Origin of the sequence: Pseudonocardia sp. P1, assembly GCF_000178675.2 — a bacterium.
GTDB lineage: Bacteria > Actinomycetota > Actinomycetes > Mycobacteriales > Pseudonocardiaceae > Pseudonocardia.
The window spans coordinates 3,349,555-3,375,730 of sequence record NZ_ADUJ02000001.1 but is presented as its reverse complement, the minus strand read 5'-3'; the positions used below and the strand labels follow the sequence as shown (position 1 = coordinate 3,375,730).

Here is a 26,176-nt window from a genome sequence, read left to right as displayed (position 1 = left end):
ATGCGGATCTCCGGACCGGTACTGACACTGACCGCCGTCGGCGCGGTCGCCGCGGGGATGGTGGCGGCGAACGTCGTCCTCACCGCCGCGCCCGACCCGCCGTCCGTCGAGCAGGCCACCGGTGCGCCGGCGCCCCCGGCCGCGCCGCAGGGGCCCGCCCCTGCGGCCTCCGGCTCCGGTGGCGACGGCGGTGGGTACTGATGGGCTCCCGCGCACGGCACGCCGACCGCGACACCACCGACCCGGTCGGTTTCGCGCCGGTGCCGGGCGGCGGCGTCCCCCGTCCCCGCCGGCCCGACCACAGTGGTGGGTGGGCCGGTGACGACCGGGTCTGGCTCGAACCGGAGGCGGCCGCCCCCGCGCCGCGCCGGGGCCGCCGCAGGCTCCGGCCCGACACCGGCCAGGACCCCCACGAGGCACACCACCGGGCCGGCGGCGGGTACGACCCGCTCGGCCCCGGATGGGACGAGGGCGACCAGCACCTCGGGTTCGCCGACCGCTGGGAGGGCACCTCCACCCGGCGGAGCGGGGCGGTCGCCGGCGACCTCTTCGCGCCGGGCGCCCCGCGGAACGCCCCGGGCTCCGTCCGCGCGGACGCGCGGGCGTGGACCGGGGACCACGAGCCGGCCGGGGACCTCCCGCGCCACCCGGGACGGGACGCCGGGGCCCTGCGGCCCGGCCGCCCGCCCCGGGTCGCCGGTGCCCCGGCCGGCTCCCGGCCCCGCCGGGGCGGTCCACCCGTCCCGGACGACACGGCCGGGTGGGCCGAGGACGACCGCCCCGGGAACGACCGGCCCGATGACGCGTGGGCCGAGGACGACCGGTGGGCCGGGGACGACCGGCACCGCGACGACCGCCGCCGGGGCAGGCGCCGCCACGACGAGCCCCGGTGGGCGGACGAGCCCGGCCGGGACGACGGGCCCCGGGACGACGGAGCCCGGGACGACGGAGCCCGGGACGACGGAGCCTGGGACGACGAAGCCTGGGACGACGGGCCCGGCCGGCACGACGAGCCCGGCCGCGTCCGGACGCTCGACCGCCGCACCGCACCACCTGCCGCCGACCAGCAGGTCGAGCCGCAGGCGGCGGGCCCGTCGATCCGGGTCGTGCTGGTCGCCGTGGTCGTCGGGTCGCTCGTCGCGGTCGCGCTCGGCGTCTGGGCCCGCCAGCACGAGCCCACCGGCGTCGCGGTGAACCTCGCCGGGTTCTCCAGCGGCGTCGCCGTGAAGGCGTGGCTCGGGTCGCTCGCGCTGCTGCTCGCCCTGGTCCAGGGCGTGACCGGGCGGTGGGTGCTCCGCGGGTCACCGTGGACGGGGTTCGTGCACCGCTGGTCCGGGCGTGCGGCCGTCCTGGTGACGGTCCCCGTCGCCGTGCAGTGCCTGTACGCGTTCGGCTGGTCGGGTGCGACGACGTCGGCCCTGCTGCACTCGGTGCTGGGCTGCGCGTTCTACGGCGCGTTCGTCACGAAGATGCTGCTGCTGCGCCGGCCCGGCGTGCCGGGCTGGGTGCTCGCCGTCGCGGGCGGGTTGCTGCTCGCCGTACTCGCCGGCATCTGGCTGACCTCGGCGCTCTGGTTCTTCACCGACAACGGCCTGACCTTCTGACCGACGAGGAGACCTCATGTCCCCGATCACCCGGCGCCGGCTGCTGACCGGCGCGGGCGCGGCGGCCGCGGCGTGCTGCGCCGCCGGCTGCGCCACCTACGGCACGCCACGGGAGTCCGGCCCCGCCCCGCCCCCGGCCGCCGCACCACCGGCCCCGGCGGGTGCGCAGCCGGAGCCGGCCGGGCAGGGGGTCGCGGCCACCGCCGACATCCCCGTCGGCGGCGGTCGCGTGTTCCCCGGCGACGCCCTCGTCGTCACCCAGCCGCAGGCGGGCACGTTCGTCGGGTTCGACGCCACCTGCCCGCACGCCGGATGCCTGGTCGACCAGGTGACCGACAGCGGCATCTCCTGCCCGTGCCACGGCAGCGTGTTCGCGACCGCCGACGGCGCCCCGCTGGAGGGCCCAGCGAACGCCCCGCTGGGGCGGCGCGAGGTCCGCGTGGAGGGCGACCGCGTGCTCCTGGCGTGACCGGCTGAGAGGACCGCGGGCGTTCGGACGACCGCACTGATCCGTCACGGCGAACGCCGTCCCGCTCGTCGTCCGGCCCGCTCCGCCCGACGGTTCCCGTCTCAGACGGTGGGAAACCGGACCCCACACCTCGTAGCGTCCCTGCCACCTGCACCGCGGCAGCTCCCCCCGACCCCGGCCCGCGGCCGACGACATTCCCCCCGGCGATGCTCCCCGCCGCCGGACGGCCCGTTCCCCTGGACGGCGCCGTCGTCGTCCGCGTGCCGGTGCAAGACCCGCCGTGCCCGGGACCTCGACCCCGGGCACGGCGGGACCCCTACCCCTCGGAGGCTCCCCATCTCCTCGCCCGACCCGACGTCCGGACCCACCCACGACCGGCCGCGCCGCCCCCGCCGTCGCGACCACGACGGCGAGCGCTGGCTCGACCGGCTCGGCTGGGAGGAGGCCCGGTGACCCGTCGGACGACGGTGGCCCAGAACCTCCCGCGGTGAGACTCTGTCGGCAACAGGCCGTCGCGGGCACGGCCCGGAGTGGGTATCCGGGCGTCAGCCCAGGGTGAAGGGGTCCCGGGTCCCGCCGGACAGCTCCACCCAGACGGCCTTCTCCTCCAGGTACTCGTCGACGGCGTGCACGCCGTTCTCCCGGCCCAGCCCGGACTGTCCGAACCCGCCGAACGGCACGCTCGGCGCCACCACCCGGTACGCGTTGATCCACACCGATCCGACCCGGATCCGGCCTGCGACCCGGTGCGCGCGGTGCACGTCCTTCGTCCACACCGCCCCGGCCAGGCCGTACGGGGTGTCGTTGGCGAGTGCCACAGCCTCGTCCTCGTCGGTGAAGGTCAGCGCGGCGAGCACCGGCCCGAACACCTCCTCCCGGAACAGGGTGGACTCCGGCGTGACCCCGGTGACGACCGTCGGCTGCACGAAGTAGCCGCCCAGACCGGCGTCCGGTGCGCCGCCGCAGGCGATCGTGTTGCCCTCCGCGCGGGCCGTCTCCAGGAAGCCGAGGACCTTCTCGTACTGCGGGGCGTTCGCGACCGGTCCCATCTCGGTGTCCTCGGCGTTCGGGTCGCCGAGCCGGATCGTCGCGGCGCGCTCGGCGATCAGCCGGACCAGCTCGTCGTGCACGTCGGCGTGCACGATCAGGCGCGAGCCCGCCATGCAGGTCTGCCCGGTCGCGGCGAAGACGCCCGCGATGATCCCGTTCGCGGCGGCGGCGAGATCGGCGTCGGGGAACACGACCTGCGGCGACTTCCCGCCCAGCTCCAGGGTGACCTTGGCGATGTTCCCGGCGGCCGCCCTCGCGACCGCGCGGCCGGTCGCCGTCGACCCGGTGAAGGCGACCTTGTCGACGCCGGGGTGCGCGGCCAGGTGCGCGGCGGTGTCCCGGTCGTTCGTGGACACGACGTTCACGACGCCCGCGGGGATCCCGGCCTGCTCGATCAGCTCGGCGAACCGCAGCGTCGACGCCGGCGAGTGCTCGGACGGCTTGACCACGACCGTGCAGCCCGCGGCCAGCGCCGGAGCGAGCTTCCAGGTCATCAGCAGCAGCGGCGAGTTCCACGGGGTGATCGCCGCGACGACGCCGACCGGCTCCTTGCGCGTGTAGACCAGGTAGTTCGGGTTCGGCGACGGGATCTGGCGGCCCTCGATCGTCGGGGCGATCCCGGCGAAGTAGTGGTACCAGCCGCCCAGTCCGGTGAGCTGGCCGATCATCTCCCGGTAGAGCTTGCCGGAGTCGTTCACCTCGGTGCGGGCCAGCGCCTCGGCGTTCTCGGCGACCAGGTCGCCGAGCCGGCGCAGGCACGCCGCGCGGGCGAACGGCGTCATCGCGCCCCACTCGCCGTCCAGCGCGGAGCGGGCGGCCGCGACGGCGGCGTCGACGTCGGCCGGGCCGCCGTCCGGGACGGTCGCCCAGGGCTCACCGGTGTAGGGGTTCCCGGTCTCGAAGGTGGCCCCGGACGCGGCGCCGGTGGCCTTCCCGTCGATCAGCATCCGGAACGTCTCGAGCTCGGCCATCGTGGTCCTCCCAGCAGCGGCAGCGGTGGCGCGTCCGAGTCCAGACCTTACGAATCCGGGCCGCCCCGTGCAGCGGACGAACGGGTGCGCGGCGGGCAGGATGGGCCCATGGCACTGGATCTCCACCACGTCGTCGACGGCCCGGCCGATGCACCCGCGGTGCTGTTCGGCCCGTCGCTGGGCACCGACCTGCACCTGTTCGACGCCCAGGTGGCCGCACTGTCCGACCGGTACCGCTGTGTGCGGTTCGACCTCCCGGGGCACGGCGGGTCGCCGGACGCCGGCGGTGACCTCACGATCGCCGACCTCGCGGCGGGCGCGCTGGCCGCCGCCGACGCGGCGGGTGTCACCGCGTTCCACTACGTCGGCGTCTCGATCGGCGGCGCCGTCGGGCAGTGGCTGGGTGTGCACGGCGGCGAGCGGGTCCGCAGCATCGCGGTCCTGGCCACCGCGGCCCGCTTCCCGAACCCCGACTCGTGGCCGCAGCGCGCCGCGACCGTGCGCGAGCAGGGGACGGAGGCGATGGTCGCCTCACGGCCGGGCACCTGGTACGTCGAGGACTGGGCCCGCCGGGACCCGGCGGGGGAGACGCGGCTGCTCGACATGCTGCGGGCCGCGAGGCCCGGGGGCTACGCCGCCTGCTGTGCCGCGATCGGCGCGTTCGACATCCGTGCCGAGCTCGGGTCGGTGGCCGTCCCTGCGCTGGTGGTCGCCGGTGCGGACGACCCGGCCACGCCGCCGTCGTGCCTGCGGGAGATCGCCGACGGCATCCCCGGCGCCCGCTACGCCGAGGTCCCCGACTCGGCGCACCTCCTCAACTACGAGCGCCCCGCCGAGGTGGACGCCCTGCTCGCGGAGCACCTCGACGCGCAGGTCTGAGGCCCGCGCCGGATCCGCCGGGCCGGGTCAGCCCGCGGCGCGGGCGCGCCGTGCCCGGTAGGCGGCGACGTGCGCGCGGTTGGCGCAGTTGCCGGTGTCGCAGAACCGCTTCGACCGGTTGCGGGACAGGTCGACGAGCACGGCGTCGCAGTCCTCGCCCGCGCAGCGCCGGAGCCGGGACAGGTCGTCGCCGCGGACGAGGTCGACCACCGACATCGCGATCTCGGCACCCATCCGGTCGGCCAGCGGCGCGTGCGGCGGGGTCACGTGCAGGTGCCAGTCCCAGCCGTCGTGGCGGGCCAGGTGGGGGCGGGCGTCGGTCTCGTCGAGGATCGCGTTGACCAGCGCCACCGTGCCGTCCCGGTCCGGGCCCTCGTCCTCGCCGGGGGCCGGCCACAGCGCGGTCAGGCGCTCCCGCAGCGCGCGGACCGCGGCCCGCTCGGCGCCGGTGCGCGCCCGGTCGCCGGTGTAGGGCTGCTCGGCCATCCACGCCTCGAAGGTGACCGGGTCGCCGAGCACGTCGGGCCGGTCGAGAGCGGTGTTCACCAGCGACGCGGCCGCCGCCAGCACGACCTGCGTGTCATGGGCGAATTCCATGTTGACCCCTGACATCGTCCGTTCCTAGTGTCAGGAGTCTATGAGTACTTCGGTCGTGACACGGGACCACGTGGTCCGCGGACTCGCGTGGGCGCTGGTCTCGGCGGCCGCGTACGGCTTCTCCGGCCCGCTCGGGTCGTCGTTCCTGGAGGCGGGCTGGTCGCCGGGCCTCACCACGCTGATGCGCATCGCGGGGGCCGCGGTGCTGCTGCTGCCGGTGGCGGTCGTGCTGGTCCGCCGGCACCCGCTGGACGGCCCGTCCGCCCGGAAGATCGTGGTCTTCGGCCTGTTCGCCGTGGCCGGGGTCCAGCTGTGCTTCTTCCACGCGTTGCAGCACCTCTCGGTGGGGGTGGCGCTGCTGCTGGAGTTCCTCGCCCCGGTGCTGCTGGTCGGCTGGACCTGGGTGACGACCCGGCGGACGCCGTCGGCGGTCACCCTCGCGGGCTGCGTCGTCGCGCTGGCCGGGCTGGTGTTCGTCGTCGACCCGTTCGGGCCGCAACAGGTCGACGTCGTCGGGATCCTCTGGGGCCTGGCGTCGGCGGTCTGCGTCTGCGTGTACTTCGCCCTGCCCGGCGGCGACGCGGAGGGGCAGGTCCCGCCGCTGTTGATGATCTCGGGCGGGATGCTGGTCGGCGCCGTGTCGCTCACCCTCACCGGGCTCGCCGGGATCACCCCCTGGGAGGTCGGTGCCCCGGCGGGCGAGCTCGGCGGTGCGCAGCTGGGCTGGCCGCTGCTGCTCGGGATGCTCGTCGTGCTGGCCACGGCCCTGCCCTACGTGACCGGGATCCTCGCGATCCGCCGCCTCGACACCCGGGTCGCGTCGTTCGTCGGGCTGTCCGAGGTCCTGTTCGGCGTGCTCGCCGCCTGGCTGCTCGTGGCCCAGGAGCCGACGCTCATGCAGCTGCTCGGCGGCCTGCTGATCCTCGGCGGGATCGTCCTGATCCGGCGGGCCGAGACCCGGGCCGCGGCGACGCCGAGCGAGGTCGTGGCCGAGGGCTGACCCCGGGCGTTCCCCGGCGCCCCGGACGTCGTTGGGCGGGTGTCGGCACGCTTCCCGGCCTGCCGCTCCACGACCGAGAACGAGGCCCGCGTGTCCGAGATCCGCTACGTCACCAGCTCCTTCTGCGTCCGCGGCGAGTGCGTCGAGGTCGCGGCGCCCGAGGGCGGGGTGCTGGTGCGCGCCACGGACCGCGCCGCGGGCGAGGTGTCCTTCACCGACGACGAGTGGACCGCCTTCGTGCAGGGCGTCAAGAACGGCGAGTTCGACCTGGACACCCTGCGCGGCTGACCGTGCCGGTCACCGGCCGAGCGCGTCGGTGAGCACCGCGACGCTGTCCCGTTCGGAGAGCGCCACGCCGAGCAGCTCGGTCCACACGTCCTCGTACCCCGCGACGGCCTGCGGGTCGTCGACGAAGGTGTCGCTGCCGGTGCCCTCGACGTTGACCACGCGCCGGTCGACCGACGGCTCGCGCGGATCGAAGATCGAGAACGTGCTCGTGGCGGTGGTCCAGCCGGCCCGGAACGGGACGATCTGCAGCGTGACGTTGGGCTGGGCCGCCCGCTCCAGCAGCGCGGCGACCTGGCCCCGCAGCACCTCGGGGTCCGCGCAGCGGTGCAGCGCCACCTCGTCCATCAGCACGTGCAGCTCCAGCGGCGGCGCGTCGGACCGGCCGGGGTCGATCACGTGCCGGCGGCCGGTGCGGAGGCGCACCAGGCGCTCGATCTCGTCCGGTGCGCGGCCGTCGAACACCCGGTTCAGGAGCAGGCGGGCGTAGTCCTCGGTCTGCAGGAGCCCGGCGACCGGGACGCAGTAGGTCCGTTTGGCCCGCGCCTCGGTCTCGTGCGAGATCAGCAGGTCGAGGTCCACCCCGGACGACGACGGCCCGAGCGGCTCCCACCACGCCGGGGACCGGGCCCGGTTCGCCCAGTCCAGGATGCGGTCGCGGTCCGCGGCCGGTGCCTCGTAGACGTCGAGCAGGTCGTGGACGTCGCGGAACTTGGTCTCGACCTGCCCGGTCTCGATCCGGGACAGCTTCGAGGCGGAGATCTCCAGCAGCGTCGCGATCTCGCCGAGCCGGCGCCGGCGTTGCACGCGCAGCTGCTTCAGCGCCCGGCCGAGCCGCTTGCGGATGACGACCGGACCGTTCGCCACGGTGACTCCCGATCTCCTCGCGTCCGGCCCCCGGGAGCCAGCGTACTGCGCGGGGCTCAGCCGTCCCAGGTGAACAGCGGGTCGCCGGGGCGGACCTCCCCGGCGGCGTGCTCGGCGGTGCCGTCGGGTTCGGACTCCATGAGGACGACCGGGCACACGGCGGGCAGCCCGCGCTCGCGGACGACATCGGCGTCCATCGTGACGACGGTGTCCCCGGCCGCGACCGCGTCGCCCTCGGCGGCGTGCACCTCGAACGCCGTCCCGCCGAGCTCCACGGTGTCGATCCCGAGGTGCACGAGCACCCCGGCGCCGTCGTCGCCGACGACGACGAACGCGTGCGGGTGGAGCTTCGCGATCGACCCCGGGATCGGGGCGACGACGTCGAGCCGGCCGGCGGCGGGCTCGATCGCCACGCCCGACCCGAGCATCTGCTCGGCGAACACCGAGTCCGGGACCGTGGACAGCGGCGCGACCCGCCCGGCCAGCGGGGCCGTGACCCGCACGGTCACAGCAGGTCCGCGATGTCGTCGGCGATCATGTCCGCCTGCGGTCCGACGACGACCTGCACGACCGTCCCGGACACGACGACGCCGTGCGAGAGCTTCGTCAGCGCCTCCCGGTCGACGAGCGCCGCGTCGTGCACCTCGGTGCGCAACCGGGTGATGCACCCCTCGACCTCCGCGACGTTCGCCGCGCCGCCGAGTCCGGCGAGGATCGCCGCCGCCGTGTCGTCCGCCATCGCGAACACCTCCGAACAGCTCAGTCGTTGACACCCATCGGTGTACAGCGAAAGGTTCCGGAGATCCCCGGTTCCCGACCCCGAGGTTAACGATGACCGCCACCTCCGCCGAGAACCGGCGCGGACTCGCCGGGCTGCAACGCCTCGGCCGCAGCCTCATGCTCCCGATCGCGGCGCTGCCCGCGGCGGGCCTGCTCAACCGCCTCGGCCAGGACGACCTCCTGGGCCGGTTCGAGTCGATGTCCACGGTCGCGACCGTGATCGGCGCCGCCGGGTCGGCGCTGTTCGACAACCTCGGACTGATCTTCGCCGTCGGGATCGCGATCGGCTGGGCGAAGCGCGCGGACGGCTCGACGGCGCTCGCGGCCGTCGTCGGGTACCTGGTGCTGCAGGGCGTGTTCGAGGCGATGAGCCCGCTGGTGCTGCCCGGCAGGCTCGACCCGGACGGCGCCCAGGAGCTGATCGACTACGGCGTACTCGGCGGCATCCTGGTCGGGCTGATCGCCGCCGTCCTCTGGCAGCGCTACCACCGGATCAAGCTCCCCACCTACCTGGCGTTCTTCGGCGGGCGGCGGTTCGTGCCGATCCTGACCGCGGTCGTCGTCATGCTGCTGGCGGCCGGGCTCGGCCTGCTCTACCCGCTGTTCGACGCCGGCCTCACCGCGCTCGGCCAGGCGATCACCGCGAACGCCGTGATCGGCGGCGGGATCTACGGCTTCGCCAACCGCATGCTGATCCCGCTGGGCCTGCACCACATCCTGAACTCGGTCGTCTGGTTCGTCATCGGCGACTACGACGGCGCCCGCGGCGACCTCAACCGGTTCTTCGCCGGCGACCCGGACGCCGGCATCTTCATGACGGGCTTCTTCCCGATCATGATGTTCGCGCTGCCCGCGGCGGCGCTGGCGATCTGGCACGAGGCGCGCCCGGCGAACCGGAAGGTCACCGGCGGGATCATGCTGTCGGTGGCGCTGACCGCGTTCGTCACCGGCATCACCGAGCCGCTGGAGTTCGCGTTCGTCTTCGTCGCCTGGCCGCTGTACGTGATCCACGCGGTGCTCACCGGCACCTCGCACATGCTGGTCAACGCGCTCGGCATCCACGACGGCTTCACCTTCTCCGCCGGCGCGATCGACTACGTGCTCAACTTCGGGCAGGCGACGCAGCCGCTGCTGCTGATACCGATCGGGCTCGGGTACGCGGTGGTCTACTACGTCCTGTTCCGGTTCGTGATCCGGCGCTGGAACCTGCGGACGCCGGGCCGGGAGGAACCGGAGGAGCCGGACGGTGCGGGGACCCCGGCGCGGCCGGGCCGGACCGAGGGGGAGACACCGTGAACGCCGAGCGCACCGCCGTCGTCGCGTCGGAGGTCGGACTGCACGCCCGCCCCGCCGCCGTCTTCGCGCGGGCGGCGAAGGACACCGGCCTGCCGGTGACGATCGCCCTCGACGGCGGGGAGCCGGTCGACGCGACCAGCGTCCTGTCCGTGCTGACGCTCGGCGCCGGGCACGGGCACCGGGTGACGCTGCGGGCCGAGGGCGACGGCGCGGCCGCCGCCCTCGACCACCTGGCCGGGCTGCTGGAGTCGACCGGCTGAACCGCCGGGATCAGCTCGCGACGGCCTGCTTCAGGGCGTCGGGCACCGGGTTGTCGATCGTCTGCCCGTCGACCTTCACGGTCGGGGTGCTCTGCACCTCGGCCTGGAACGCCTGCTGGGTGATGCTCTGGGCCCACGGCTCGAACCGCTCGTCCTCGATGCACGAGGTGACGTCGCCCTGCGCGCCGGCCTGCTGCGCCAGCTGGGCCATCTGTGCCGTCGTCAGGCCCGCGTCGCCCTCCCGGGGCTGGTTCTCGTACATCAGCTTCTCCCACTGCGGGAAGGCCCCGGCCTCGGCGACGCAGCCCGCCGCGGCGGCCGACCGGGAGGAGAAGCGGTCCGGTGAGGTGTTGTCCAGGATCGCGATGGGGTGGTAGATGACCTCGGCCTGCCCGGAGTCGCGCAGCTCGTCGACCGTCGACCCGGAGAGCTGCTGGAACTGCTTGCACGCCGGGCACTGGAAGTCGAGGTAGATGTCGATCTTCTTGGCGGCCGCGGCGTTGCCGGTGGAGATCCCCTGCGCGGTCGCGTTCTGCGGGACGACGACGTCCGCGGGCTGGTTGTTCCAGAACACCCCGAACCCGACGACGGCCGCGAACGCGACGACGACGACGGTGCCGATCACCGTGGCCTGCGACGGACCCCGTTTCGCCGTGAGCGGGTTCTTCGACGGCGGAGCCTTCCGCTTCCCGGCCATCATCGGTCCTCCTCGCGCATCCTGGTCACCCCACCCTTGTACCCCTCGCCGGTCCGGTCGCCGCCCCGGGGTGGGTGGTCACGAGCCCGGGTGGGCGTTGTTTGACTTCGTGTAGAACCATGGAGACGTGAGTACCGACAGCGACGTCCGAACGGTCGAGCTGCGGATCGACGGCATGACCTGCGCCGCCTGCGTCGGGCGGGTCGAGCGCAAGCTCGGCAAGCTCGACGGCGTCCGCGCGACCGTCAACCTCGCGACCGAGCGTGCGGTCGTCGAGCACCCGCCGGGCACGCCCGTCGAGACGCTGGTCGAGACGGTGCGCAAGGCGGGCTACGGGGCCACCGAGCTGCGCCCCGCCTCCGGCGACACCGGCGACGCCGCCACCGACGACACCGCGCTCCGCAGGCTGCGGACGCGGATGGCCGTCGCGCTCGTCCTTTTCATCCCGCTCGCGGACCTGTCGCTGGCGATGTCGCTGGTCCCGACGCTGCGGTTCCCGTTCTGGCAGTGGGTGGTGGTCGCGCTCGCGCTGCCGGTCGTCGTCTGGGCGGCGTGGCCGTTCCACCGGACCGCGTTCACGAACCTGCGGCACGGCACGACGTCGATGGACACCCTCGTCTCGCTGGGCGTCATCTCGGCGTCGGCGTGGTCGCTGGGGGAGATGGCCTTCACCGACACGCGGACCGCGTTGACCGGGTGGGACGCGGTGCTGCACCCGTCCGGGCCGCTGTACCTGGAGGTCGCGGCGGGCGTCACGACGTTCGTGCTGGCCGGGCGCTACTTCGAGGCGCGGGCGCGGCGCACCGCGGGCCGGGTGATGCGCTCGCTGGCCGCGCTCGAGTCCGACGAGGTCACCGTCCTCGTCGACGGGACGGAGACGACCGTCCCGGTCGGACGGCTGCGCGCCGGCGACCGTTTCCTCGTCCGGCCGGGTGCGCGCATCGCCGCCGACGGCGTCGTGGAGACCGGGCGGGCGGCCGTCGACACGAGCGCGATGACCGGGGAGCCGGTGCCGGTCGAGGTCGGCCCCGGCGACGCCGTCACCGGCGGCACGATCCCGTCGGGCGGACGGCTGGTGGTCGTCGCGGAGCAGGTCGGCGCCGACACCCGGCTGGCCCGGATGATCGCCGCCGTCGAGCGGGCGCAGACCGAGAAGTCCGCGACCCAGCGGCTGGTGGACCGGGTGTCGTCGGTGTTCGTGCCGGTGGTGCTCGGGCTGGCGCTGCTGACGCTGGGCGGGTGGCTCCTCGCGGGCGCCGGCTGGGCGGGCTCGCTGGGGCCTGCGATCGCCGTCGTGATCATCGCCTGTCCGTGTGCGCTCGGCCTGGCGACCCCGACCGCGCTGATGGTGGCCACCGGGCGCGGTGCCGAGCTGGGCATCTTCGTGAAGGGCTACCGGGCGCTGGAGACGACCCGGGCCGCCGACACCGTCGTGCTGGACAAGACCGGGACCCTGACCACCGGCCGGATGACCGTCGCCGACGTCGCGACGGCCGCCGGGACCGGTGCGGACGAGCTGCTCGCCCGCGCGGCGGCCGTCGAATCCGGCTCCGAGCACGCCATCGCCGCCGCGATCCGCACCCGGGCCGCCGACCTCGGGCTGAGCGTGCCCGCGCTCGACGACTTCGCCGCGCTGCCCGGGCTCGGCGCCCGGGGCACCGTCGACGGCGTCACCGTGACGGTCGGCCGTCCCCCGGCCGACGCCGGTGGGCTCGCCGACCGGCTGGCCGGCTGGGAGGCGGCCGGGCACACCGTCGTCGCGGTGCACGTCGGGGAGGCCGACGGGCCCGATCCGGGGGAGCTCGCCGGCCTGGTCGCGCTGTCCGACCCGGTCAAGGAGTCGGCACCCGTCGCGGTCGCCGAGCTGGTCGCCGCGGGCCTGCGCCCGGTCCTGCTGACCGGCGACCGGCCCGCCGCGGCGCACGCCGTCGCCGCGGCCTGCGGGATCACCGAGGTCGTCGCCGGGGCACTGCCCGACGGCAAGGTCGACCACGTCCGCGCGCTGCAGGAGCAGGGCCACACGGTCGCGATGGTCGGCGACGGCGTGAACGACGCCGCCGCGCTCGCCACCGCGGACCTCGGCGTCGCGGTCGGCTCGGGCACCGACGTCGCGCTGGAGGCCGCCGACGTCGTGCTCGTCCGCGACGACCTGCGGGTGCTCCCGGCGACCGTCGAGCTCGCCCGGGCCACGATGGGCACGATCCGCGGCAACCTGTGGTGGGCGTTCGGCTACAACGTCGCGGCGATCCCGGTCGCGATGGCGGGGCTGCTCAACCCGCTGCTGGCCGGGGCGGCGATGGCCGTGTCGTCGTTCCTGGTGGTGACGAACAGCCTGCGCCTGCGCCGGGCCGCGAGCTGGGCCGACGAGACCCTCGGCGGCCGGCGCGACCCGGCCGCCGACGAGGAGTCCTACGTCGAGGCCCCCGCCTGATCCTCCGCGGCCCGCGACACTGGTCCGGGACACCACGGAGCCCTACGGTTCCGCCATGAGCAGCTACACCGTCCAGCGGCGGGTCGTGGTCGGCGCCCCGGCCGAGCGGGTCCACCGGCTCGTCGCCGACCTCCGCGAGTGGCGGGCGTGGTCGCCGTGGGAGGGCCTCGATCCCGCCCTGGAGCGGGAGTACTCCGGTCCGGAGCAGGGCGTCGGAGCCCGCTACGCCTGGTCGGGCAACCGCAAGGCGGGCCGCGGCACCATGGAGGTCACCGGCGTCGCCGACGACCGGATCGACATCCTCGTGACCTTCGAGAAGCCGTTCCGCAGCACCAGCACGTCGACGTTCCTGCTGGCGCCCACCGGTGACGGCGCCGGTGCCACCGACGTCACCTGGCGGATGACGGGGGAGCAGACCGGGCTGGCCGCGGTCGTCGGCAGGGTCGTGCCGATGGACCGGCTGATGGGCGGGGACTTCGAGCGCGGCCTGTCCCGGCTCAAGGCGGTCGCCGAGGCGGGCTGACCGGCGCCCTCAGCCGCCCTGACGCAGCTTCGACAGCATCTCGTTGTAGGCGCGCAGCTCGGCGTCGTCGTCCCGTTCGGCCTGCCGGTCCTTGCGGGCCGCCTCCCGGGAGTCGTCCCGGGACCACTGCACCACCAGCGTCACCATCACCAGCAGCATCGGGATCTCGCCGGTCGCCCAGGCGATGCCACCGCCGACCTTCTGGTCGGCGAGCAGATCGATCCAGGGCAGCCCGACCTGGGCGTAGAAGTTGCGGCCGAGCACCTCCGACGAGCTCATCACCGCGATCCCGAAGAACGCGTGGAACGGCATCGTCGCCAGCATCACGGCGAGCCTGCCCAGGTGCGGCAGCCGGTGCGGCGCCGAGTCGACGCCGATCAGCGGCCAGAAGAACAGGTACCCGACCAGCACGAAGTGCAGGTTCATCAGCTGGTGCGACCAGTGGAACCGCAGGGCGCCGTCGAACAGCGGGGTGAAGTACAGGACGTAGAACGAGCCGACGAACAGCACCGCGGCGCACGCCGGGTGGGTCAGCACCCGCGCGATCCGGGAGTGGACGCCGGCGAGCAGCCACTCCCGCGGGCCGGGCGGGTTGCCGCGGCCGGCCGGGCGCAGCACGCGCAGCGCCAGCGTGACCGCCCCGCCCAGGCTGAGCAGGATCGGCGCGAGCATGTTCAGCGTCATGTGGCTGATCATGTGGACGCTGAACATGGACGGTGAGTAGAAGCCCAGCCCGGACGACGTCGCCAGCAGCAGCGTCGCGCAGCCCAGCATCCACGCCCAGGTGCGCCCGACCGGCCAGCGCACGCCACGGCCGGCGAGCCGGTGCACGCCGATCGCGTACAGCACGGCCAGCAGCACCGCGCCGGTACCGAACAGCAGGTTCCAGCGCCAGTGGGTGAGCAGCGTCAGCGCGGTGAAGGGCTGCTCGATGTCCCAGCCGATCAGCGTTTCCAGCGCGGTCGCCCCGGCGCCGGTGAACCGCGGCGGGACGAGCCGGATGCCCGCGACCCCCAGCGTCGCCACCAGCGCGCCGAGCACCGCCCCGACCGGGAGCCACCGGCCCGTCGCGCGCCCGCCGGGGTCGTCGCGCAGGCCAGCCCCGATCAGGGCGGTGACGGGCACCAGCGCCACCAGCAGCAGCGCCACGACGACGGCGGTGCGCACGTACGCCGACCCGGACAGCGGGCCACCGGTCGTCACCACCAGCTGGAGGACGACCTCGCCCACCAGGTACACGACGCCCGTCACGAGCAGCAGGCCGCGGGCCCGCGCCCCGGTCCGCCCACCGAGCGCCCCACCGTGCGTGCGGTGCGCGACGAGCGCGGCCACGATGCCCAGCCAGGCGACACCCGCGACGGCGCGCAGCACGTTCGCGTCGCCGCTCCAGTCGTGCGCGGTGCCGGTCGCGGCCGGGTGCACCGCGGCCGGCAGCGCGACAGCGGCCGCGGCGATCGCGCCGAGCGCGGCGACCGCCTTCCAGCTCAGCGTCCAGGCGGCACCGGCGGTGACCAGCAGCAGGACGACACCGGCCAGCGCCCAGCCCAGCGGCTCCTCGAGCGTCGCGGCCGCGCCCAGCCAGCCGACCGGCCCGGCCGAGGCCAGCTCGGACGGCGCGGTGCCGATCATGTCGGCGACCGACAGCCAGGCGGCGCCGATCGCGAGCACCCCGGCGGCACCGGCGGCGAGGGTGCCGCGGCGGACCGCCCGGTAGCCGTGCACGTCGACGGTCCCGGACTCCTGCGGGGCCGCGAGCAGCCCGCCGACCAGCAGCGATCCGGCGGCCAGCGCCGTGGCGGCGACGGCGAGCACCTTCGCCGCGACCGTCGCGGCCTTCACCCCGGGGGCCGGGACGGGCAGGCCGCTCAGCTGCCAGAACCCGTCGTCGCCGAGGGACACGGCGACGGCGAGCCCGGCGCAGGCCGCGGCGAGGACGAGCGTCAGCGCGGTGAGCGACGACCGGCGGTCACGCCGGACCGGCGGGCCGACCGCAGGATCCGGGCCCGCTCCGTCCGGTCGCGGGCCGGCCCCGGTGGGGGTGGTCGGCTCCGTGCTCGCGCTCACCGAGGTCCTCCGCAGGTGTCACCGGCGAGCCGCGTCCTGAGCTGCGGCCCGCGCTCCACCCACGATGGTCCCCGATGCCCGCCGGTGCACGCCGCCCCGGGTCGGCACCGTCACGCCGCGCGGATCAGTTCCCTCCGCCGGTGAACCGTGACCACCAGCCCGAGACGGTGTCCCAGAAGCCCTGCGCGTCCTCCCCGATCTGACCGGGGTCCGGCAGGTTCGAGGGCAGCGACGGCAGCTCGGTGGGCAGGTTCGACGGCAGCGACGGCAGCTCGGTCGGCAGGTTCGACGGCAGCGACGGCAGCGGGAACCCGCCCCCGCCGTCCTCCGACGTCGGCGCCTCGCTGGTCTGCTCGCTGCTCTCCGTCGTGGGGGGAGCGCTGGACTCCGTCGTCGGCGGGGCCTGGGTGTCCGAGCCGTCCCCGCCGAAGAGCAGGAACCCGATGAGCAGCACGAGGAGCGCGACGACGAACGCGCCGATCGCGATCCACTTCCCGGCCCCGGACGAGCCCAGGTCCCGCTGCTCGGGCTCCGGCTCGGGTTCCGGGGCCACCGGCGCCGGGGTGGGTGCGGCGAGCATCTCGGCGACCCGGTGGGCGTCCGGCCGCCGGCGCGGGTCGGTGGCGGTGGCCTCGGCGATCGTCGACCGCAGCGGGTCCGGGACGTCCGCGGGCACGACCGGGGCACGGTGCACCCGCTCCGCGGCGCCCTGCAGTCCCTCGCCCTGGTACTCCTGCCGCCCGGTCCAGGACTCCAGCAGCACCAGCCCGAGCGCGTAGACGTCGGTCGGCGGGCCGACCTCGCGGCCCTGCACCTGCTCCGGCGAGAGGTACGCCGGCGTCCCGATGATCTCCCCGGCCGCGGTGTGGCCGTCCGCGCCCAGCAGCGCGGCGATGCCGAAGTCGGCCAGCCGGGCGCGGCCGTCGGAGTCGATCAGCACGTTGGACGGCTTCACGTCCCGGTGCGTCACGCCCTGGCCGTGGACGTAGGCGAGGGTCTGCGCGATCTCGGTGCCGATCCGGCGGATGTCGTCGGGCGGCAGGTCCTCGCGGGCGACGACGTCCTTGAGCGACGGCCCGTCGACGAGCTCCATCACCAGGTAGGCGCGGTCCGGCTCGACGGCGAAGTCGTGCACCGCGACCAGGCCGGGGTGCCGCAGGTTCGCCATGACCTGCGCCTCCTGCTCGAAGCGCTGGTCGGCGGTCGGGTCGTCGGCCGCACCGAAGATCTTGACGGCGACCGGCCGGTTGAGCCGGGTGTCGGTGGCGCGGTGGACGTCGGCCATGCCGCCCTGGCCGAGGAGGCCCTCCAGGCGGTAGCGCCCGCCGAGCAGCTCCGGCTCGGTGACGGGCGCGGGCATCATCCGGGTCGCGTCCGGGCGGTGCTGCCGGAGTGCGCCGTAGGCGGCGGTCGGGGGCGGGCCCATCCGGCGGGTGCCGTCGGGCGGCGGGCCGCCGTGCCGTGCCGTGGCCGGGTCACCGTGCCCGGGCGGGGGCGCACCGGGTGGCGGTGGCGGGCCGACCCGGCGGGTCGCGTCCGGCGGCGGCGTCCGGCGGGTGGGGTCCTGCGGTGCGCCCTGCGGCGGCGGTCCCGGCTGGTGCGGGCCCTGCTGCGGCGGCCCCTGCGGGGACCGGCCCTGGGGCGGGTTCCCCTGCTGCGGGGGGCCCTGTGGTGGCGGGCCCGCCGGCGGCGGGGCGTTCCGCCGGGTGGCGGGGTCGTCGTCGGCACGGCGCGCGCCGTCCCGGCGGTGGTTCCCGGTCTGCCACGTCCCGGGCGCCGCCCGGCGGGTGCGGTCCGGATCGTCCCCGCGCTGCACGGGCCCTCCCGATGGTCGGTGTCGCGGCCCGGTCCGCGCCCGGCCGTCCGCCGCGTGGCGGAGAGTCGGCCGACCGTACCGTCACGCACCGCACCGGGGGCGGGTCGGCGCGCCACGATCGGCGCGATCACCCGTTGTGGAGCCTCGTGATCCCCTCCAGGACGTCCGCGAGCGGCCCGGGGTGCACCTGCGCGCCGATGTGCGTCGCGTCGAGGTCGTGCACGACGAACCGGTTGTCCGGGGTGAGGGCGTCCGCCTCGGCGATCCAGCGGTCCTGCAGCGCGACCGGCAGGGCGCGGTCGGCGGGGAGCCGGACGTAGTGCCGCGGGATCGTTCCCCAGGTGGCCGCGTCGGCGCGCACCCGGTCGTCGTCGATGAGGACCGACTCGTCCGGGTCCTGTGCGTGGAGGTAGGTGAGCAGCTCGTCGCGGGTCCCGTCGGCGAGCAGCGCGGCCTGCAGGGTGTCGAGCAGCGCGGGATCGGCGGTGCCCCAGTCGAACCGCAGCGCCCCGATCACGCCGGGATCGGCGACGATCAGCCCCGCGGTGTCGTGCAACAGGCTGTCCGCGTTCTCCGGGCTCGCGTGGTACTCGCCGGCGCCCGCAGCGACCGGGCAGTGCGCGGTGACGTAGACGAGCCGGTCCACCAGCTCCGGGTGCGCGTTGGCGACCGCGTTCAGCGTGAGCCCGCCCCGGCTGATCCCCACGAGCACGACGGGCCCGTGCTCCCTCGCCCGCCGCAGCACACCCGCGACGGACGCGACGTCGTCGGCGGTCCCGACGCCGGCCATCCCGCTCGGCTCGGTCGCGGCGAGCGCGGCGTCGCGGCCGCCGAGCAGGCCGCGGGGGATGCGCGCACCCGGGCCGTGCCCGGGAAGGTCCACGGCGAGGGTGCGGACGCCGCGGAGCGCGAGCTCGCGGACGACCCCCGTCCACGACGACGAGTTGCACGCGGCGCCGTGGACGAGCACGACGGTCGGTCCACCGGTGGTCACGGCAGTGATCCTGCCGTACCCCGGTCTCAGCGGGCCGGCGCGGGGACCCGCAGGTCGGCGGCCGGGAACGGCGGCCGGTCGTCGAACCGCACCGACAGCCGTCCGGCGGCCCGCCAGGCCCGCGCCGTGAGGTCGCGGTCCTCGTCGGTCACCAGGTTCCCCATCACCCGCAGCGCCACCGTCATCAGCGACCGGGAGCGCATGCCGACCGGCCCGGCCAGCGGGAGCAGCCGGGGGATCGTGATCAGCCCGGCGAGCCGGCGGGCGATGGAGAAGGCCAGGCCGTAGTGCGAGCGCAGGGTCGCGGGCCAGGCCCGGCCGAGATCGGCACCGGCGGCGAGCAGCTCGGCGACCAACCGGCCGGTCTCCAGGCCGTAGTCGATCCCCTCGCCGTTGAGCGGGTTCACGCAGCCAGCGGCGTCGCCGATCAGCGCCCAGTTCGGTCCGGCCACACCGGACACCGCACCGCCCATCGGCAGCAGCGCGGACCGGACCAGCTCGACCTTCGGGCCGAGCTCCCAGTCCGCGCGGCGGGCGCCGGCGTAGTGCTCGATGAGGCTGCGCAGCCGCAGGTTCGCCGGCCGCCGGTCGGTGGCGAGGGTGCCGACGCCGATGTTGACCCGGCCGTCGTTGAGCGGGAACAGCCAGCCGTAGCCGGCCAGGACCTCGTCGGCCTCGCCGCGGAGCTCCAGGTGCGAGCTGATCCACGGGTCGTCGTGCCGGCCGGAGGTGATGTAGCCGCGGGCGGCGACGCCGTAGGCGGTGTCCTGGTGCCACTCCCGGCCGAGCACCCGGCCCAGGGTGGACCGCGCCCCGTCGGCGACGACGAGGCGCCGGCACCGGACGGACCGGCCGTCGTCGAACACGACGGTGTCGAGCCGGTCACCGGCGAACGTCACGTCGACCGCCTTGGCGCCCTCCATCGGCGTCGCGCCCGCGTCCAGCGCGGCCCGCCGGATCCCGGCGTCCAGCTCGGTCCGCGGGATCGCCGAACCGTGCGCCGGCAGCGACCCGCCCGGCCAGGGCAGCTCCAGGACCTGACCGAACCCGTGTGCCCGCAGTCCCTGGTTCGTGCCGTGGGTGTCCACCCAGTCGCCGAGCCCGAGCCGGCCGAGCTCGGCGATCGCCCGCGGTGTCAATCCGTCGCCGCAGGCCTTGTCCCGGGGGAACGTCGCGGAGTCGGCGAGCACGACGTCGAGCCCGTGCCGGGCGGCCCAGGCCGCGGCCGCCGATCCGGCCGGCCCGGCCCCCACCACGAGGACGTCGGTGCTCTCCGGCGCGGCCGGGGCCGCGGCGTCGGGCGGGCTCGGCGACGAGGCGGGGGTGGTCATGCGACCAGTGTCGCAACCGCCCGGGCGGGCCCGCCGCCGAGCGTGCCCCCGGTCACGCCCGGGTGAGGTGCCAGAGGATGACGTCGTGGGCGTGCCGGGCCCGGTCGTCGCTCCGGAACGCGATCTCCCAGGTCTGCGCGCCGACCGTCACCGCGATCTCGCCCGCGCTCGCGAACCGGCCCAGCGAGTTCCGGTCGGTGACGAACGAGACGGCGCTGATCCGCGAGTACGGGATCGACGTGACCGCCGTCCGCTTCCCGGTGAACGAGTTGTCCTGCACCACCACCCGCAGGTCGGTGAGGCCGAGGAACCCGGTGCCGCCGGCCACCGCGTCGTACACCGCGAGGATCCGCTCGCCCTCCAGCAGGCCGGCCGCGACCGTGTCGAGCTGGTTGCGCTCGTCGAAGACGGGTTCGCTCATGGCCCGATCCTGCCGGGCGCGGCGCGGTCCGCCCGCGGCCGGTGCGCGACGAGGGTCCGCACCAGCCACACCAGCGCGGAGACGGCGAACAGCGCGATCGTCAGCCACACCCACCGCATCCGGTAGGGCTCCTGGTCGAGCCCGGTCGCGGCGAGGTGGGTGGCGGTGCCCTGCCGGAGGATCCCGGGCAGGAACATCAGCAGCGCGAGCCCGGAGCCCAGCACCGGGACCCGGACGTGGTTGACCAGCGGCACCCGGGTCCGAGGCAGGCCGAGCAGGAGCAGCCGGTCACCGGCCGCGTACAGCGGGAACAGCACCAGATCGTGCAGGACCAGCGCCCCGGCGAACCACAGTGCCGTGCGGAGCAGGGCGGGGGAGTCCCCGACGATCGCGTGCACCGCGTAGCCGGTGAGGGCGAGCGAGGCGGCGACGGCGAGCAGCCGCACCAGCCATCCGGTGCCGCGCACCGCGCTGCCCAGGGCCCCACCACCGGACGGCGCGGTGCGGCCCGCCCGTCGCCGGTCCGCGCGGTGCTCACCCACGGCGGAACCGGATCGTCGCCACCCACTTGGTGTTGTGCACCCCGGGCAGCGCCGGGACGATCAGCCGCGCCGGGAAGCCGTGGTCGCGGGACAGGTCGGCCCCGTTCACGCGCAGCGCCAGCAGCGAGTCCCCGGCCAGCACCTGGGCCCGGCCGAGCTCGGACCGGGTGAAGGGGCCCGCCGCCTCGACGGAGCCGACCGTCGCGCCGCCGGGGCCCGGGACGCCCGCCGCGCGGGCCAGGTCGGCCAGCCGCACCCCCGTCCAGGTCTGCAGGGTCGACCAGCCCTCGACACAGGCGATCGGCAGCTCGGCCGTGTGCTGCGGCAGCGCCAGGAGCGCGGCCCGGTCCAGCACGACGGGTGCGTCGCCACCGGTCAGCTCCAGGGCCCAGCCGTCACCGACGGCGTCCGGGGCGATGCCGGACGCGACGAACGTGCGGTTCACCGGGAAGTCGTTCGGCCCGCCGCGCTCGGTGGCGGCGGGATCGGTGGTGCGTCCGCGGGGCAGCAGCAGCGCCGTCGCGCGGAACCGGTCGGTGACCTGGCCGACGGTGAGCGCGGCGACGAACAGCATGCCCCCACCGGCCAGCGCCAGCGCCCCGCGACGGGACACGGTCGGCGGGTCGGGATCGGGCGCGACGAGCTCGTCCGGCCCCTCCTCCGGGCGGGTCGCGGCGAGCGGGGTCCGCAGCTCCGCGCGCAACGACCGGGAACGCAACGACCGGACCACCGTGGGCAGCTTCAGCACGACGTGCAGCGCGAACGACGCCATGAACACCCACGCGGCGGCGTAGTGCCCGTCGTAGAAGGAGAAGCCGAAGACGTAGTCGTACTGGGTGTTGAGCAGCCCGGTGACGATCAGGAAGAGGATCGACCCGACCAGCGGGACGAGGGTCAGCCGTTCCAGCAGCCGCACCGGGTTCCGCGGCGGCGCGGTGAACAGCTTCGGGATCACCGACCACAGCTTGGCCAGCACCATCGGCACCAGCACGATCCCCAGCACGACGTGCAGGCCCTCGGTCAGCCGGAACAGCCACGACGGCGAGACCGGCCACTCCCACCAGGGCAGCTGCAGCCCGCCGACGGCGTCGGCGTCCGGGATCGCCTGGGAACGCCCGTAGGCGAGCCGGTCCAGCAGCCCGGTGAGCGCGACGACCGGCAGCCCCACCAGCAGCGGCAGGGCGAACATCGACGTCAGCCACGGTCCGCGGATCGGGCTCCGCCAGCGCAGCACCCGTCGGCTCACGGCCCGGTCAGCTCCAGGAACACCCGGTCACCGGGATGCCAGTCGGTGACCCGCAGCCCGGCGCGCCCGGCGGTGACGGACAGGGAAAGGGCACCCTGCACGGCCCACGGGATCGGATCGCCGGCGCCGTCCGGGCAGGCCACCCGCGCGGTGCCGTGCCAGTCGTGGCCGGGCCGCGGATCGACCTCGACCAGGACGGTCCCGCCCGGGGCGAGGAGCCGTGCGGCGCGGGCCAGCAGCGCGGCGGGATCACCGCCGATGCCGACGTTGCCGTCGGCCAGCAGCACGTGCGCCCAGCCGCCCTCGCCGGGCAGCGGGCCGAAGAGATCGGTGTGGATCATCGGGACGCCGCGCTGCCGGCAGTGCCCCGCCGACACGGCCGACCCGTCGACGCCGATCGCGGCGATCCCGCGGGCGGCCAGCGCGACGAGCAGCCGGCCCGGCCCGCAGCCGAGGTCCACCGTGGGGCCGGTGCAGTGCCGCAGCAGCCAGGCGTCGCAGCCGGCGGCGGGCTCGGTCCACCGGCCGACGTCGAGCGGGATCTCGGTGCCGTCGTCGCAGATCAGCGACGACGGCGTCCCGGCCAGCGGGCGGTCGAACCCGGGCAGTCCTGCCCGGCGGGGCGGGGCCGTCACTCGAGCACCCCGGCGTGCCCGCCCGCGAGCACCCCCGCGAGCTCGTCGACGACCGCGGCGAACCGGCTGCCCGGGATCCCGCGGGCGACGTCGACGGCCTCGTCCGCGGTGTCCACGTCGGTCAGCGCGTCGACGACGGCGACCGTGAGGCCGGCGGCCCGCAGCGCGTCGAGCGTGCGGGCGCCGGTCTCCTCGCACGACATCGGGACCCCGGCCAGCAGGGCCGCCGCGGCCGGGTCGTGCAGGCCCAGGACCCACCAGCCGCCGTCGGTGGCGGGCCCGAGCACGGCGTCGACGCCGGGCTCGGCGAGCCGGTCCGCGCAGCGTGCGAGCAGCTCCGCCGACGCCTGCGGGGTGTCCATGCCGATCTGCAGCGTCGGGCGCCCCGGGTGCAGCGCGGCGGCGTCGGCGTGCGCGGCGGCGATCCGGGCGGCCAGGCCGTCCCCGCGCTGCTCGACGACGCCGACCCGGTCCAGGACGGCGCGCAGCCCGGCCGCCCCGACGGCGTCGGCGCGGGACCCGGTGATCGCGACGACGGTGTCGCCCGGGACACCGGCCGCGGCGTCGAGGGTGTCCAGCAGTGCCGCGGACGCGAGGGCCGCGGCCTGGTCCGGTGTCGCCGGTGGGCAGAGCCGGGTCTTGACCCGCCCCGGCACCGGTGCCTTGGCCAGCACGACCGTGGTGACCCGGGCGCTCATCGCAGCAACCGGATCATGTCGCGGCCGGCCCGTGCGGTGCCCTTCACCGAGCCGGACACCTTCGACCGGCCACCGGCCCGCCGTGAGTAGGCCACCGGGGTCTCGTCGAACCGCCAGCCGGCGCGGCCCGCCTTGAGCAGCAGTTCGAGGGGGTAGCCGAAGGCGCGGTCGGCGATGTCGAGATCGAGCAGCGCCTGCCGGCGGGCGACCCGGATCGGGGCGATGTCGTGCACCGGCACGCCCCGGCCGCGCAGCATCCCGGCGATCACGGAGTTGGCGGCGCGGGCATGCCAGGGCCAGACGCTCGCGGAGTCCGGCACCCGCCGCCCGACGGCGATGTCGGCACGGCCCGAGGCGACCGTCTCGGCCATCCCCGGGAGCGCGCCCGCGTCGAGCGAGCCGTCGCCGTCGAGGAACGCGACGAGCTCGCCGGTCGCCGCCTCCAGGCCGGCGTGGACGGCGGCGCCGTACCCGCGCCGTGGCTCGACGACGACCCGGGCGCCGTGGGCGCGCGCGACGTCCGCGGTGCCGTCCGTCGACCCGTTGTCGACGACGATCACCGGCCAGTCGTGCGGCATCCGGTCCAGGACGTGGGGCAGCGCCTCGGCCTCGTCCAGGCACGGGAGAACGATCTCCGGATACACGTCGCGATCTTCACCTCTCCGCCGCAGTTGTGCCCGCCGAACGGAAGGGTGTTCGGACACGAGGTGCCCCGCGGTTCGGTGAAAGATCTAGGTCGTCGCCCGGACGGGTGACCGCAGCGGATCGGTGGCGAACGCCGTGACCCCGTCGGCGAACGACGTGGCCGCTCGGAACCCGAGCCGCGACGCCGCGTACGACGGGTCGGCGACCACGTGCCGCACGTCGCCCGGCCGGGCCCCGCCGGTGATCTCCGGCGCCGGCCCGCCCATCGCCCTGGCGAGCTCCGCGGCGAGGTCGCCGATCGTGTGCGGCTCGCCGGAGCACACGTTCGCCGCCCCGAACCCGGTCGGCTCGGGATCGGCGAGCAGCGCGGCCGCGTTGGCCGCCGCGACGTCGCTGACGTGCACGAAGTCCCGGCGCTGGCGCCCGTCCTCCATCACCCGCGGGGCCTCGCCGCGCTCCAGCGCGGACCGGAAGATCGAGGCGACCCCGGCGTACGGGGTGTCGCGGGGCATCCGGGGGCCGTAGACGTTGTGGTAGCGCAGCGACCACACGGTGCCGCCGGTCTGCCGGGCCCACGCCGACGCCAGGTGCTCCTGGGCGAGCTTGGTCGCGGCGTAGGTGCTGCGCGGGTCGACCGGGGCGCTCTCCGGGACCAGCCCGGGTTCGAGGTCCTTGCCGCACTCCGGGCAGCGCGGCTCGTACCGACCCGCGTCGATGTCGTCGAACGCGCGCGGTCCCGGTCGGACGACGCCGTGGTCCGGGCAGTCGTAGCGGCCCTCGCCGTAGACGACCATCGAGCCGGCGAGCACCAGCCGGTGCACCCCGGCCGCGTGCATCTGCGCCAGCAGCACCGCGGTGCCGAGGTCGTTGTGCGCGGCGTAGTCGGGGGCGTCCGAGGGATCGACGCCGTGCCCGACCATCGCCGCCTGGTGGCAGACCGCGTCCACCCCGGACAGCAGCCGCCGGACGAGGTCGGCGTCGCGGACGTCGCCGTGGACGAGCTCGTGGTCGCCGTCCGGAACGGCGCCGGGCCCGTGCGCCTGCGGGAGCAGCGCGTCGAGCAGGACGACGTCGTGGCCGTCGGCCGTGAGGCGGTCGGCGACGTGGGAGCCGATGAAACCGGCACCGCCGGTCAGGAGTACGCGCATCGTCCGGACGCTATGGGTCGACGGCGCCGCCCGCCCGCTGGGCCGGTCGTCCGGGGCTGTCCGGTGCCCGGTCCCGCTCGCCGGCCCAGCGCTCGGCCGCGGCCAGTGCCAGGCCGAACAGGCCGGACCTGGCCTGCGCCGCCGTCGTCCAACCGCGGTGTTCCCACTCCGGGCCGGCCAGCGAGTCGGCGGCCAGGAACACCTGCCCGTACCCGACGCCGAGCCGGGCGGCCGCCGCGACCAGCGCGGACGCCTCCATGTCGACGACCGCGCACCCCTCCGCGCGGCGCCGCTCGATGCGCTGCGGGGTCTCCCGGTAGACGGCGTCGGTGGTCCAGCACCGGCCGACGGTCCGGGGGATGCCGGCGTCGTCGAGCACCCGCCCGAGGACCTCGATCCCGCCCGGATCGGCGTCGAGGGTCCGCGACGGCGGCTGGTAGTGGAACGAGGTGCCCTCGTCGCGCAGCACGCTGCCGAGGACGACGGCGTGCCCCAGGGTCAGCTCGTGCAGCAGCGCACCGGCACCACCGACGCCGACGACGGTGCGGACCCCGGCCGCCACCAGGTTCTCCAGGAACATCGCCGCGAGCGGTGCGCCGACACCCGGGTGCAGCACCGCGACCGGCCGCCCGCCGGGGCCGTGGGCGCGCCAGACCGGGGTCCGGCCCAGCTCGGTGCGCCACACGGTGAGCGCGCGGGCGTCCCCGGCCCCGATGTCGTCGACGACCTCGGGGAACCAGCACAGGACGGCGGTGTCGGGCATGTCCGCCGGGCGCCGCACCATGGCCGTCGCCCGGATGACGCCGTCGGCGTGCAGGTCGTCCTCGAACAGCGGCAGCGCGGTGTGATCCACGCCGACGATCCTGCCCGGACGGGGACGGATCGGCCGCCGCCCCCGTCTGCGGGGCGATCGGCAGTATCGTCGGG

Annotated in this window: 28 protein-coding genes; 10 read left to right on the top strand and 18 right to left on the bottom strand. The window is 75.7% G+C overall.

Annotated elements, in window-relative coordinates; all coding sequences use genetic code 11:
- From PP1_RS15380 to PP1_RS15370, 3 genes are read left to right on the top strand one after another with little or no spacing between them, the layout of a single operon-like run.
- Complete coding sequence (locus tag PP1_RS15380; protein ID WP_010238783.1) at positions 1-201, top strand: hypothetical protein; 201 nt, start codon at positions 1-3, stop codon at positions 199-201.
- Positions 201-1,604, top strand: a complete 1,404-nt coding sequence (locus PP1_RS15375; protein ID WP_249265917.1) for a DUF6529 family protein — start codon at positions 201-203, stop codon at positions 1,602-1,604. The genes PP1_RS15380 and PP1_RS15375 overlap by 1 nt, the downstream gene beginning before the upstream one ends.
- A 16-nt stretch (positions 1,605-1,620) precedes the next feature.
- Complete coding sequence (locus PP1_RS15370) at positions 1,621-2,073, top strand: Rieske (2Fe-2S) protein (protein WP_060722331.1); 453 nt, start codon at positions 1,621-1,623, stop codon at positions 2,071-2,073.
- Between the two features lie 545 nt (positions 2,074-2,618).
- On the opposite strand, the gene PP1_RS15365 is transcribed toward PP1_RS15370, so the two are convergent.
- The gene (locus tag PP1_RS15365; RefSeq protein ID WP_010226546.1) at positions 2,619-4,094 is read right to left on the bottom strand and encodes an aldehyde dehydrogenase; all 1,476 of its coding nucleotides are present in this window, start codon (positions 4,092-4,094) and stop codon (positions 2,619-2,621) included.
- A 108-nt stretch (positions 4,095-4,202) separates the two neighbouring features.
- Here PP1_RS15365 and pcaD point away from each other — a divergent pair, with 108 nt between their 5' ends.
- A complete protein-coding gene (gene pcaD, locus PP1_RS15360; protein WP_010226548.1) occupies positions 4,203-4,973 on the top strand; it encodes a 3-oxoadipate enol-lactonase in 771 nt (256 codons plus the stop codon).
- A gap of 27 nt (positions 4,974-5,000) precedes the next feature.
- Here the strand turns inward: pcaD and PP1_RS15355 are convergent, their stop codons facing one another.
- Positions 5,001-5,570, bottom strand: coding sequence for a CGNR zinc finger domain-containing protein (locus PP1_RS15355; RefSeq protein ID WP_010226550.1), 570 nt, complete (start codon positions 5,568-5,570; stop codon positions 5,001-5,003).
- Positions 5,571-5,625: 55 nt separating this feature from the next.
- Between PP1_RS15355 and PP1_RS15350 the strand changes: the two genes are divergently transcribed.
- Both PP1_RS15350 and PP1_RS15345 read left to right on the top strand, forming a co-directional pair.
- Positions 5,626-6,570 (top strand): EamA family transporter, encoded by a 945-nt coding sequence (locus tag PP1_RS15350; RefSeq protein ID WP_157178931.1) that lies wholly within the window; start codon positions 5,626-5,628, stop codon positions 6,568-6,570.
- Between the two features lie 90 nt (positions 6,571-6,660).
- Positions 6,661-6,858, top strand: coding sequence for a DUF397 domain-containing protein (locus PP1_RS15345; protein WP_033198995.1), 198 nt, complete (start codon positions 6,661-6,663; stop codon positions 6,856-6,858).
- Between the two features lie 9 nt (positions 6,859-6,867).
- On the opposite strand, the gene PP1_RS15340 is transcribed toward PP1_RS15345, so the two are convergent.
- The 3 genes from PP1_RS15340 to PP1_RS15330 are packed head-to-tail and all read right to left on the bottom strand — an operon-like array spanning position 6,868 to position 8,461.
- Complete coding sequence (locus PP1_RS15340) at positions 6,868-7,722, bottom strand: helix-turn-helix domain-containing protein (protein WP_010226556.1); 855 nt, start codon at positions 7,720-7,722, stop codon at positions 6,868-6,870.
- Between the two features lie 56 nt (positions 7,723-7,778).
- Positions 7,779-8,231, bottom strand: a complete 453-nt coding sequence (locus PP1_RS15335) for a PTS sugar transporter subunit IIA (protein ID WP_010226558.1) — start codon at positions 8,229-8,231, stop codon at positions 7,779-7,781.
- Positions 8,228-8,461 carry a glucose PTS transporter subunit EIIB gene (locus PP1_RS15330; protein ID WP_029239312.1) on the bottom strand — a complete coding sequence of 78 codons (234 nt, stop codon included), beginning with the start codon at positions 8,459-8,461 and terminating at the stop codon, positions 8,228-8,230. Before PP1_RS15330 ends, PP1_RS15335 begins: the two co-directional genes overlap by 4 nt.
- Before the next feature lie 92 nt (positions 8,462-8,553).
- Between PP1_RS15330 and PP1_RS15325 the strand changes: the two genes are divergently transcribed.
- Together PP1_RS15325 and PP1_RS15320 are read left to right on the top strand one after the other, a co-directional pair.
- Positions 8,554-9,798: a PTS transporter subunit EIIC gene (locus PP1_RS15325; protein WP_010226562.1), complete on the top strand. Its 1,245-nt coding sequence runs from the start codon at positions 8,554-8,556 to the stop codon at positions 9,796-9,798.
- Positions 9,795-10,058: an HPr family phosphocarrier protein gene (locus tag PP1_RS15320; RefSeq protein WP_010226564.1), complete on the top strand. Its 264-nt coding sequence runs from the start codon at positions 9,795-9,797 to the stop codon at positions 10,056-10,058. The genes PP1_RS15325 and PP1_RS15320 overlap by 4 nt, the downstream gene beginning before the upstream one ends.
- A 10-nt stretch (positions 10,059-10,068) precedes the next feature.
- Here PP1_RS15320 and PP1_RS15315 read toward each other — a convergent pair whose 3' ends face one another.
- Positions 10,069-10,755, bottom strand: a complete 687-nt coding sequence (locus PP1_RS15315; protein WP_170918870.1) for a DsbA family protein — start codon at positions 10,753-10,755, stop codon at positions 10,069-10,071.
- 127 nt (positions 10,756-10,882) lie between these two features.
- Between PP1_RS15315 and PP1_RS15310 the strand changes: the two genes are divergently transcribed.
- Positions 10,883-13,186 (top strand): heavy metal translocating P-type ATPase, encoded by a 2,304-nt coding sequence (locus tag PP1_RS15310; RefSeq protein ID WP_075313914.1) that lies wholly within the window; start codon positions 10,883-10,885, stop codon positions 13,184-13,186.
- A 55-nt stretch (positions 13,187-13,241) separates the two neighbouring features.
- The gene (locus tag PP1_RS15305; protein ID WP_010225747.1) at positions 13,242-13,709 is read left to right on the top strand and encodes an SRPBCC family protein; all 468 of its coding nucleotides are present in this window, start codon (positions 13,242-13,244) and stop codon (positions 13,707-13,709) included.
- A gap of 9 nt (positions 13,710-13,718) precedes the next feature.
- Here PP1_RS15305 and PP1_RS15300 read toward each other — a convergent pair whose 3' ends face one another.
- From PP1_RS15300 to PP1_RS15245, 12 genes are all read right to left on the bottom strand, one after another.
- Positions 13,719-15,773, bottom strand: coding sequence for a cytochrome c oxidase assembly protein (locus PP1_RS15300; protein WP_083696989.1), 2,055 nt, complete (start codon positions 15,771-15,773; stop codon positions 13,719-13,721).
- Between the two features lie 124 nt (positions 15,774-15,897).
- Positions 15,898-17,589, bottom strand: coding sequence for a serine/threonine-protein kinase (locus PP1_RS15295; protein ID WP_075313915.1), 1,692 nt, complete (start codon positions 17,587-17,589; stop codon positions 15,898-15,900).
- Positions 17,590-17,716: 127 nt separating this feature from the next.
- Positions 17,717-18,583, bottom strand: a complete 867-nt coding sequence (locus tag PP1_RS15290) for an alpha/beta fold hydrolase (protein WP_010237489.1) — start codon at positions 18,581-18,583, stop codon at positions 17,717-17,719.
- 26 nt (positions 18,584-18,609) lie between these two features.
- Positions 18,610-19,914 (bottom strand): geranylgeranyl reductase family protein, encoded by a 1,305-nt coding sequence (locus PP1_RS15285; protein WP_075313916.1) that lies wholly within the window; start codon positions 19,912-19,914, stop codon positions 18,610-18,612.
- A 52-nt stretch (positions 19,915-19,966) separates the two neighbouring features.
- Positions 19,967-20,335, bottom strand: coding sequence for a PH domain-containing protein (locus PP1_RS15280; protein WP_010237492.1), 369 nt, complete (start codon positions 20,333-20,335; stop codon positions 19,967-19,969).
- Entirely contained in the window at positions 20,332-20,877 is a 546-nt protein-coding gene (locus PP1_RS15275; protein ID WP_010237494.1) for a hypothetical protein, read from the bottom strand. The genes PP1_RS15280 and PP1_RS15275 overlap by 4 nt, the downstream gene beginning before the upstream one ends.
- Positions 20,870-22,123, bottom strand: a complete 1,254-nt coding sequence (locus PP1_RS15270) for a molybdopterin-dependent oxidoreductase (RefSeq protein WP_033200250.1) — start codon at positions 22,121-22,123, stop codon at positions 20,870-20,872. The genes PP1_RS15275 and PP1_RS15270 overlap by 8 nt, the downstream gene beginning before the upstream one ends.
- On the bottom strand, positions 22,120-22,758 hold the full coding sequence (locus PP1_RS15265; protein WP_249265918.1) for a methyltransferase domain-containing protein: 639 nt from the start codon (positions 22,756-22,758) through the stop codon (positions 22,120-22,122). The genes PP1_RS15270 and PP1_RS15265 overlap by 4 nt, the downstream gene beginning before the upstream one ends.
- Positions 22,755-23,456 (bottom strand): TIGR04282 family arsenosugar biosynthesis glycosyltransferase, encoded by a 702-nt coding sequence (locus PP1_RS15260; protein ID WP_075313917.1) that lies wholly within the window; start codon positions 23,454-23,456, stop codon positions 22,755-22,757. The genes PP1_RS15265 and PP1_RS15260 overlap by 4 nt, the downstream gene beginning before the upstream one ends.
- A complete protein-coding gene (locus PP1_RS15255; RefSeq protein WP_010233054.1) occupies positions 23,453-24,100 on the bottom strand; it encodes a glycosyltransferase family 2 protein in 648 nt (215 codons plus the stop codon). Before PP1_RS15255 ends, PP1_RS15260 begins: the two co-directional genes overlap by 4 nt.
- An 87-nt stretch (positions 24,101-24,187) precedes the next feature.
- Positions 24,188-25,249 carry an NAD-dependent epimerase/dehydratase family protein gene (locus tag PP1_RS15250; RefSeq protein WP_010233050.1) on the bottom strand — a complete coding sequence of 354 codons (1,062 nt, stop codon included), beginning with the start codon at positions 25,247-25,249 and terminating at the stop codon, positions 24,188-24,190.
- A 10-nt stretch (positions 25,250-25,259) separates the two neighbouring features.
- Positions 25,260-26,102 carry a nucleoside phosphorylase gene (locus tag PP1_RS15245; protein ID WP_010233047.1) on the bottom strand — a complete coding sequence of 281 codons (843 nt, stop codon included), beginning with the start codon at positions 26,100-26,102 and terminating at the stop codon, positions 25,260-25,262.
- Between the last annotated feature and the right edge of the window lie 74 nt (positions 26,103-26,176).

Bases quoted from the DNA above. Each gene is read 5' to 3' on its own strand.
- PP1_RS15380 (WP_010238783.1), top strand. From the start codon at position 1: ATGCGGATCTCCGGACCGGTACTGACACTGACCGCCGTCGGCGCGGTC.
- PP1_RS15375 (WP_249265917.1), top strand. From the start codon at position 201: ATGGGCTCCCGCGCACGGCACGCCGACCGCGACACCACCGACCCGGTC.
- PP1_RS15370 (WP_060722331.1), top strand. From the start codon at position 1,621: ATGTCCCCGATCACCCGGCGCCGGCTGCTGACCGGCGCGGGCGCGGCG.
- PP1_RS15365 (WP_010226546.1), bottom strand. From the start codon at position 4,094: ATGGCCGAGCTCGAGACGTTCCGGATGCTGATCGACGGGAAGGCCACC.
- pcaD (WP_010226548.1), top strand. From the start codon at position 4,203: ATGGCACTGGATCTCCACCACGTCGTCGACGGCCCGGCCGATGCACCC.
- PP1_RS15355 (WP_010226550.1), bottom strand. From the start codon at position 5,570: ATGGAATTCGCCCATGACACGCAGGTCGTGCTGGCGGCGGCCGCGTCG.
- PP1_RS15330 (WP_029239312.1), bottom strand. From the start codon at position 8,461: ATGGCGGACGACACGGCGGCGGCGATCCTCGCCGGACTCGGCGGCGCG.
- PP1_RS15325 (WP_010226562.1), top strand. From the start codon at position 8,554: ATGACCGCCACCTCCGCCGAGAACCGGCGCGGACTCGCCGGGCTGCAA.
- PP1_RS15315 (WP_170918870.1), bottom strand. From the start codon at position 10,755: ATGGCCGGGAAGCGGAAGGCTCCGCCGTCGAAGAACCCGCTCACGGCG.
- PP1_RS15305 (WP_010225747.1), top strand. From the start codon at position 13,242: ATGAGCAGCTACACCGTCCAGCGGCGGGTCGTGGTCGGCGCCCCGGCC.
- PP1_RS15285 (WP_075313916.1), bottom strand. From the start codon at position 19,914: ATGACCACCCCCGCCTCGTCGCCGAGCCCGCCCGACGCCGCGGCCCCG.
- PP1_RS15280 (WP_010237492.1), bottom strand. From the start codon at position 20,335: ATGAGCGAACCCGTCTTCGACGAGCGCAACCAGCTCGACACGGTCGCG.
- PP1_RS15260 (WP_075313917.1), bottom strand. From the start codon at position 23,456: ATGAGCGCCCGGGTCACCACGGTCGTGCTGGCCAAGGCACCGGTGCCG.
- PP1_RS15250 (WP_010233050.1), bottom strand. From the start codon at position 25,249: ATGCGCGTACTCCTGACCGGCGGTGCCGGTTTCATCGGCTCCCACGTC.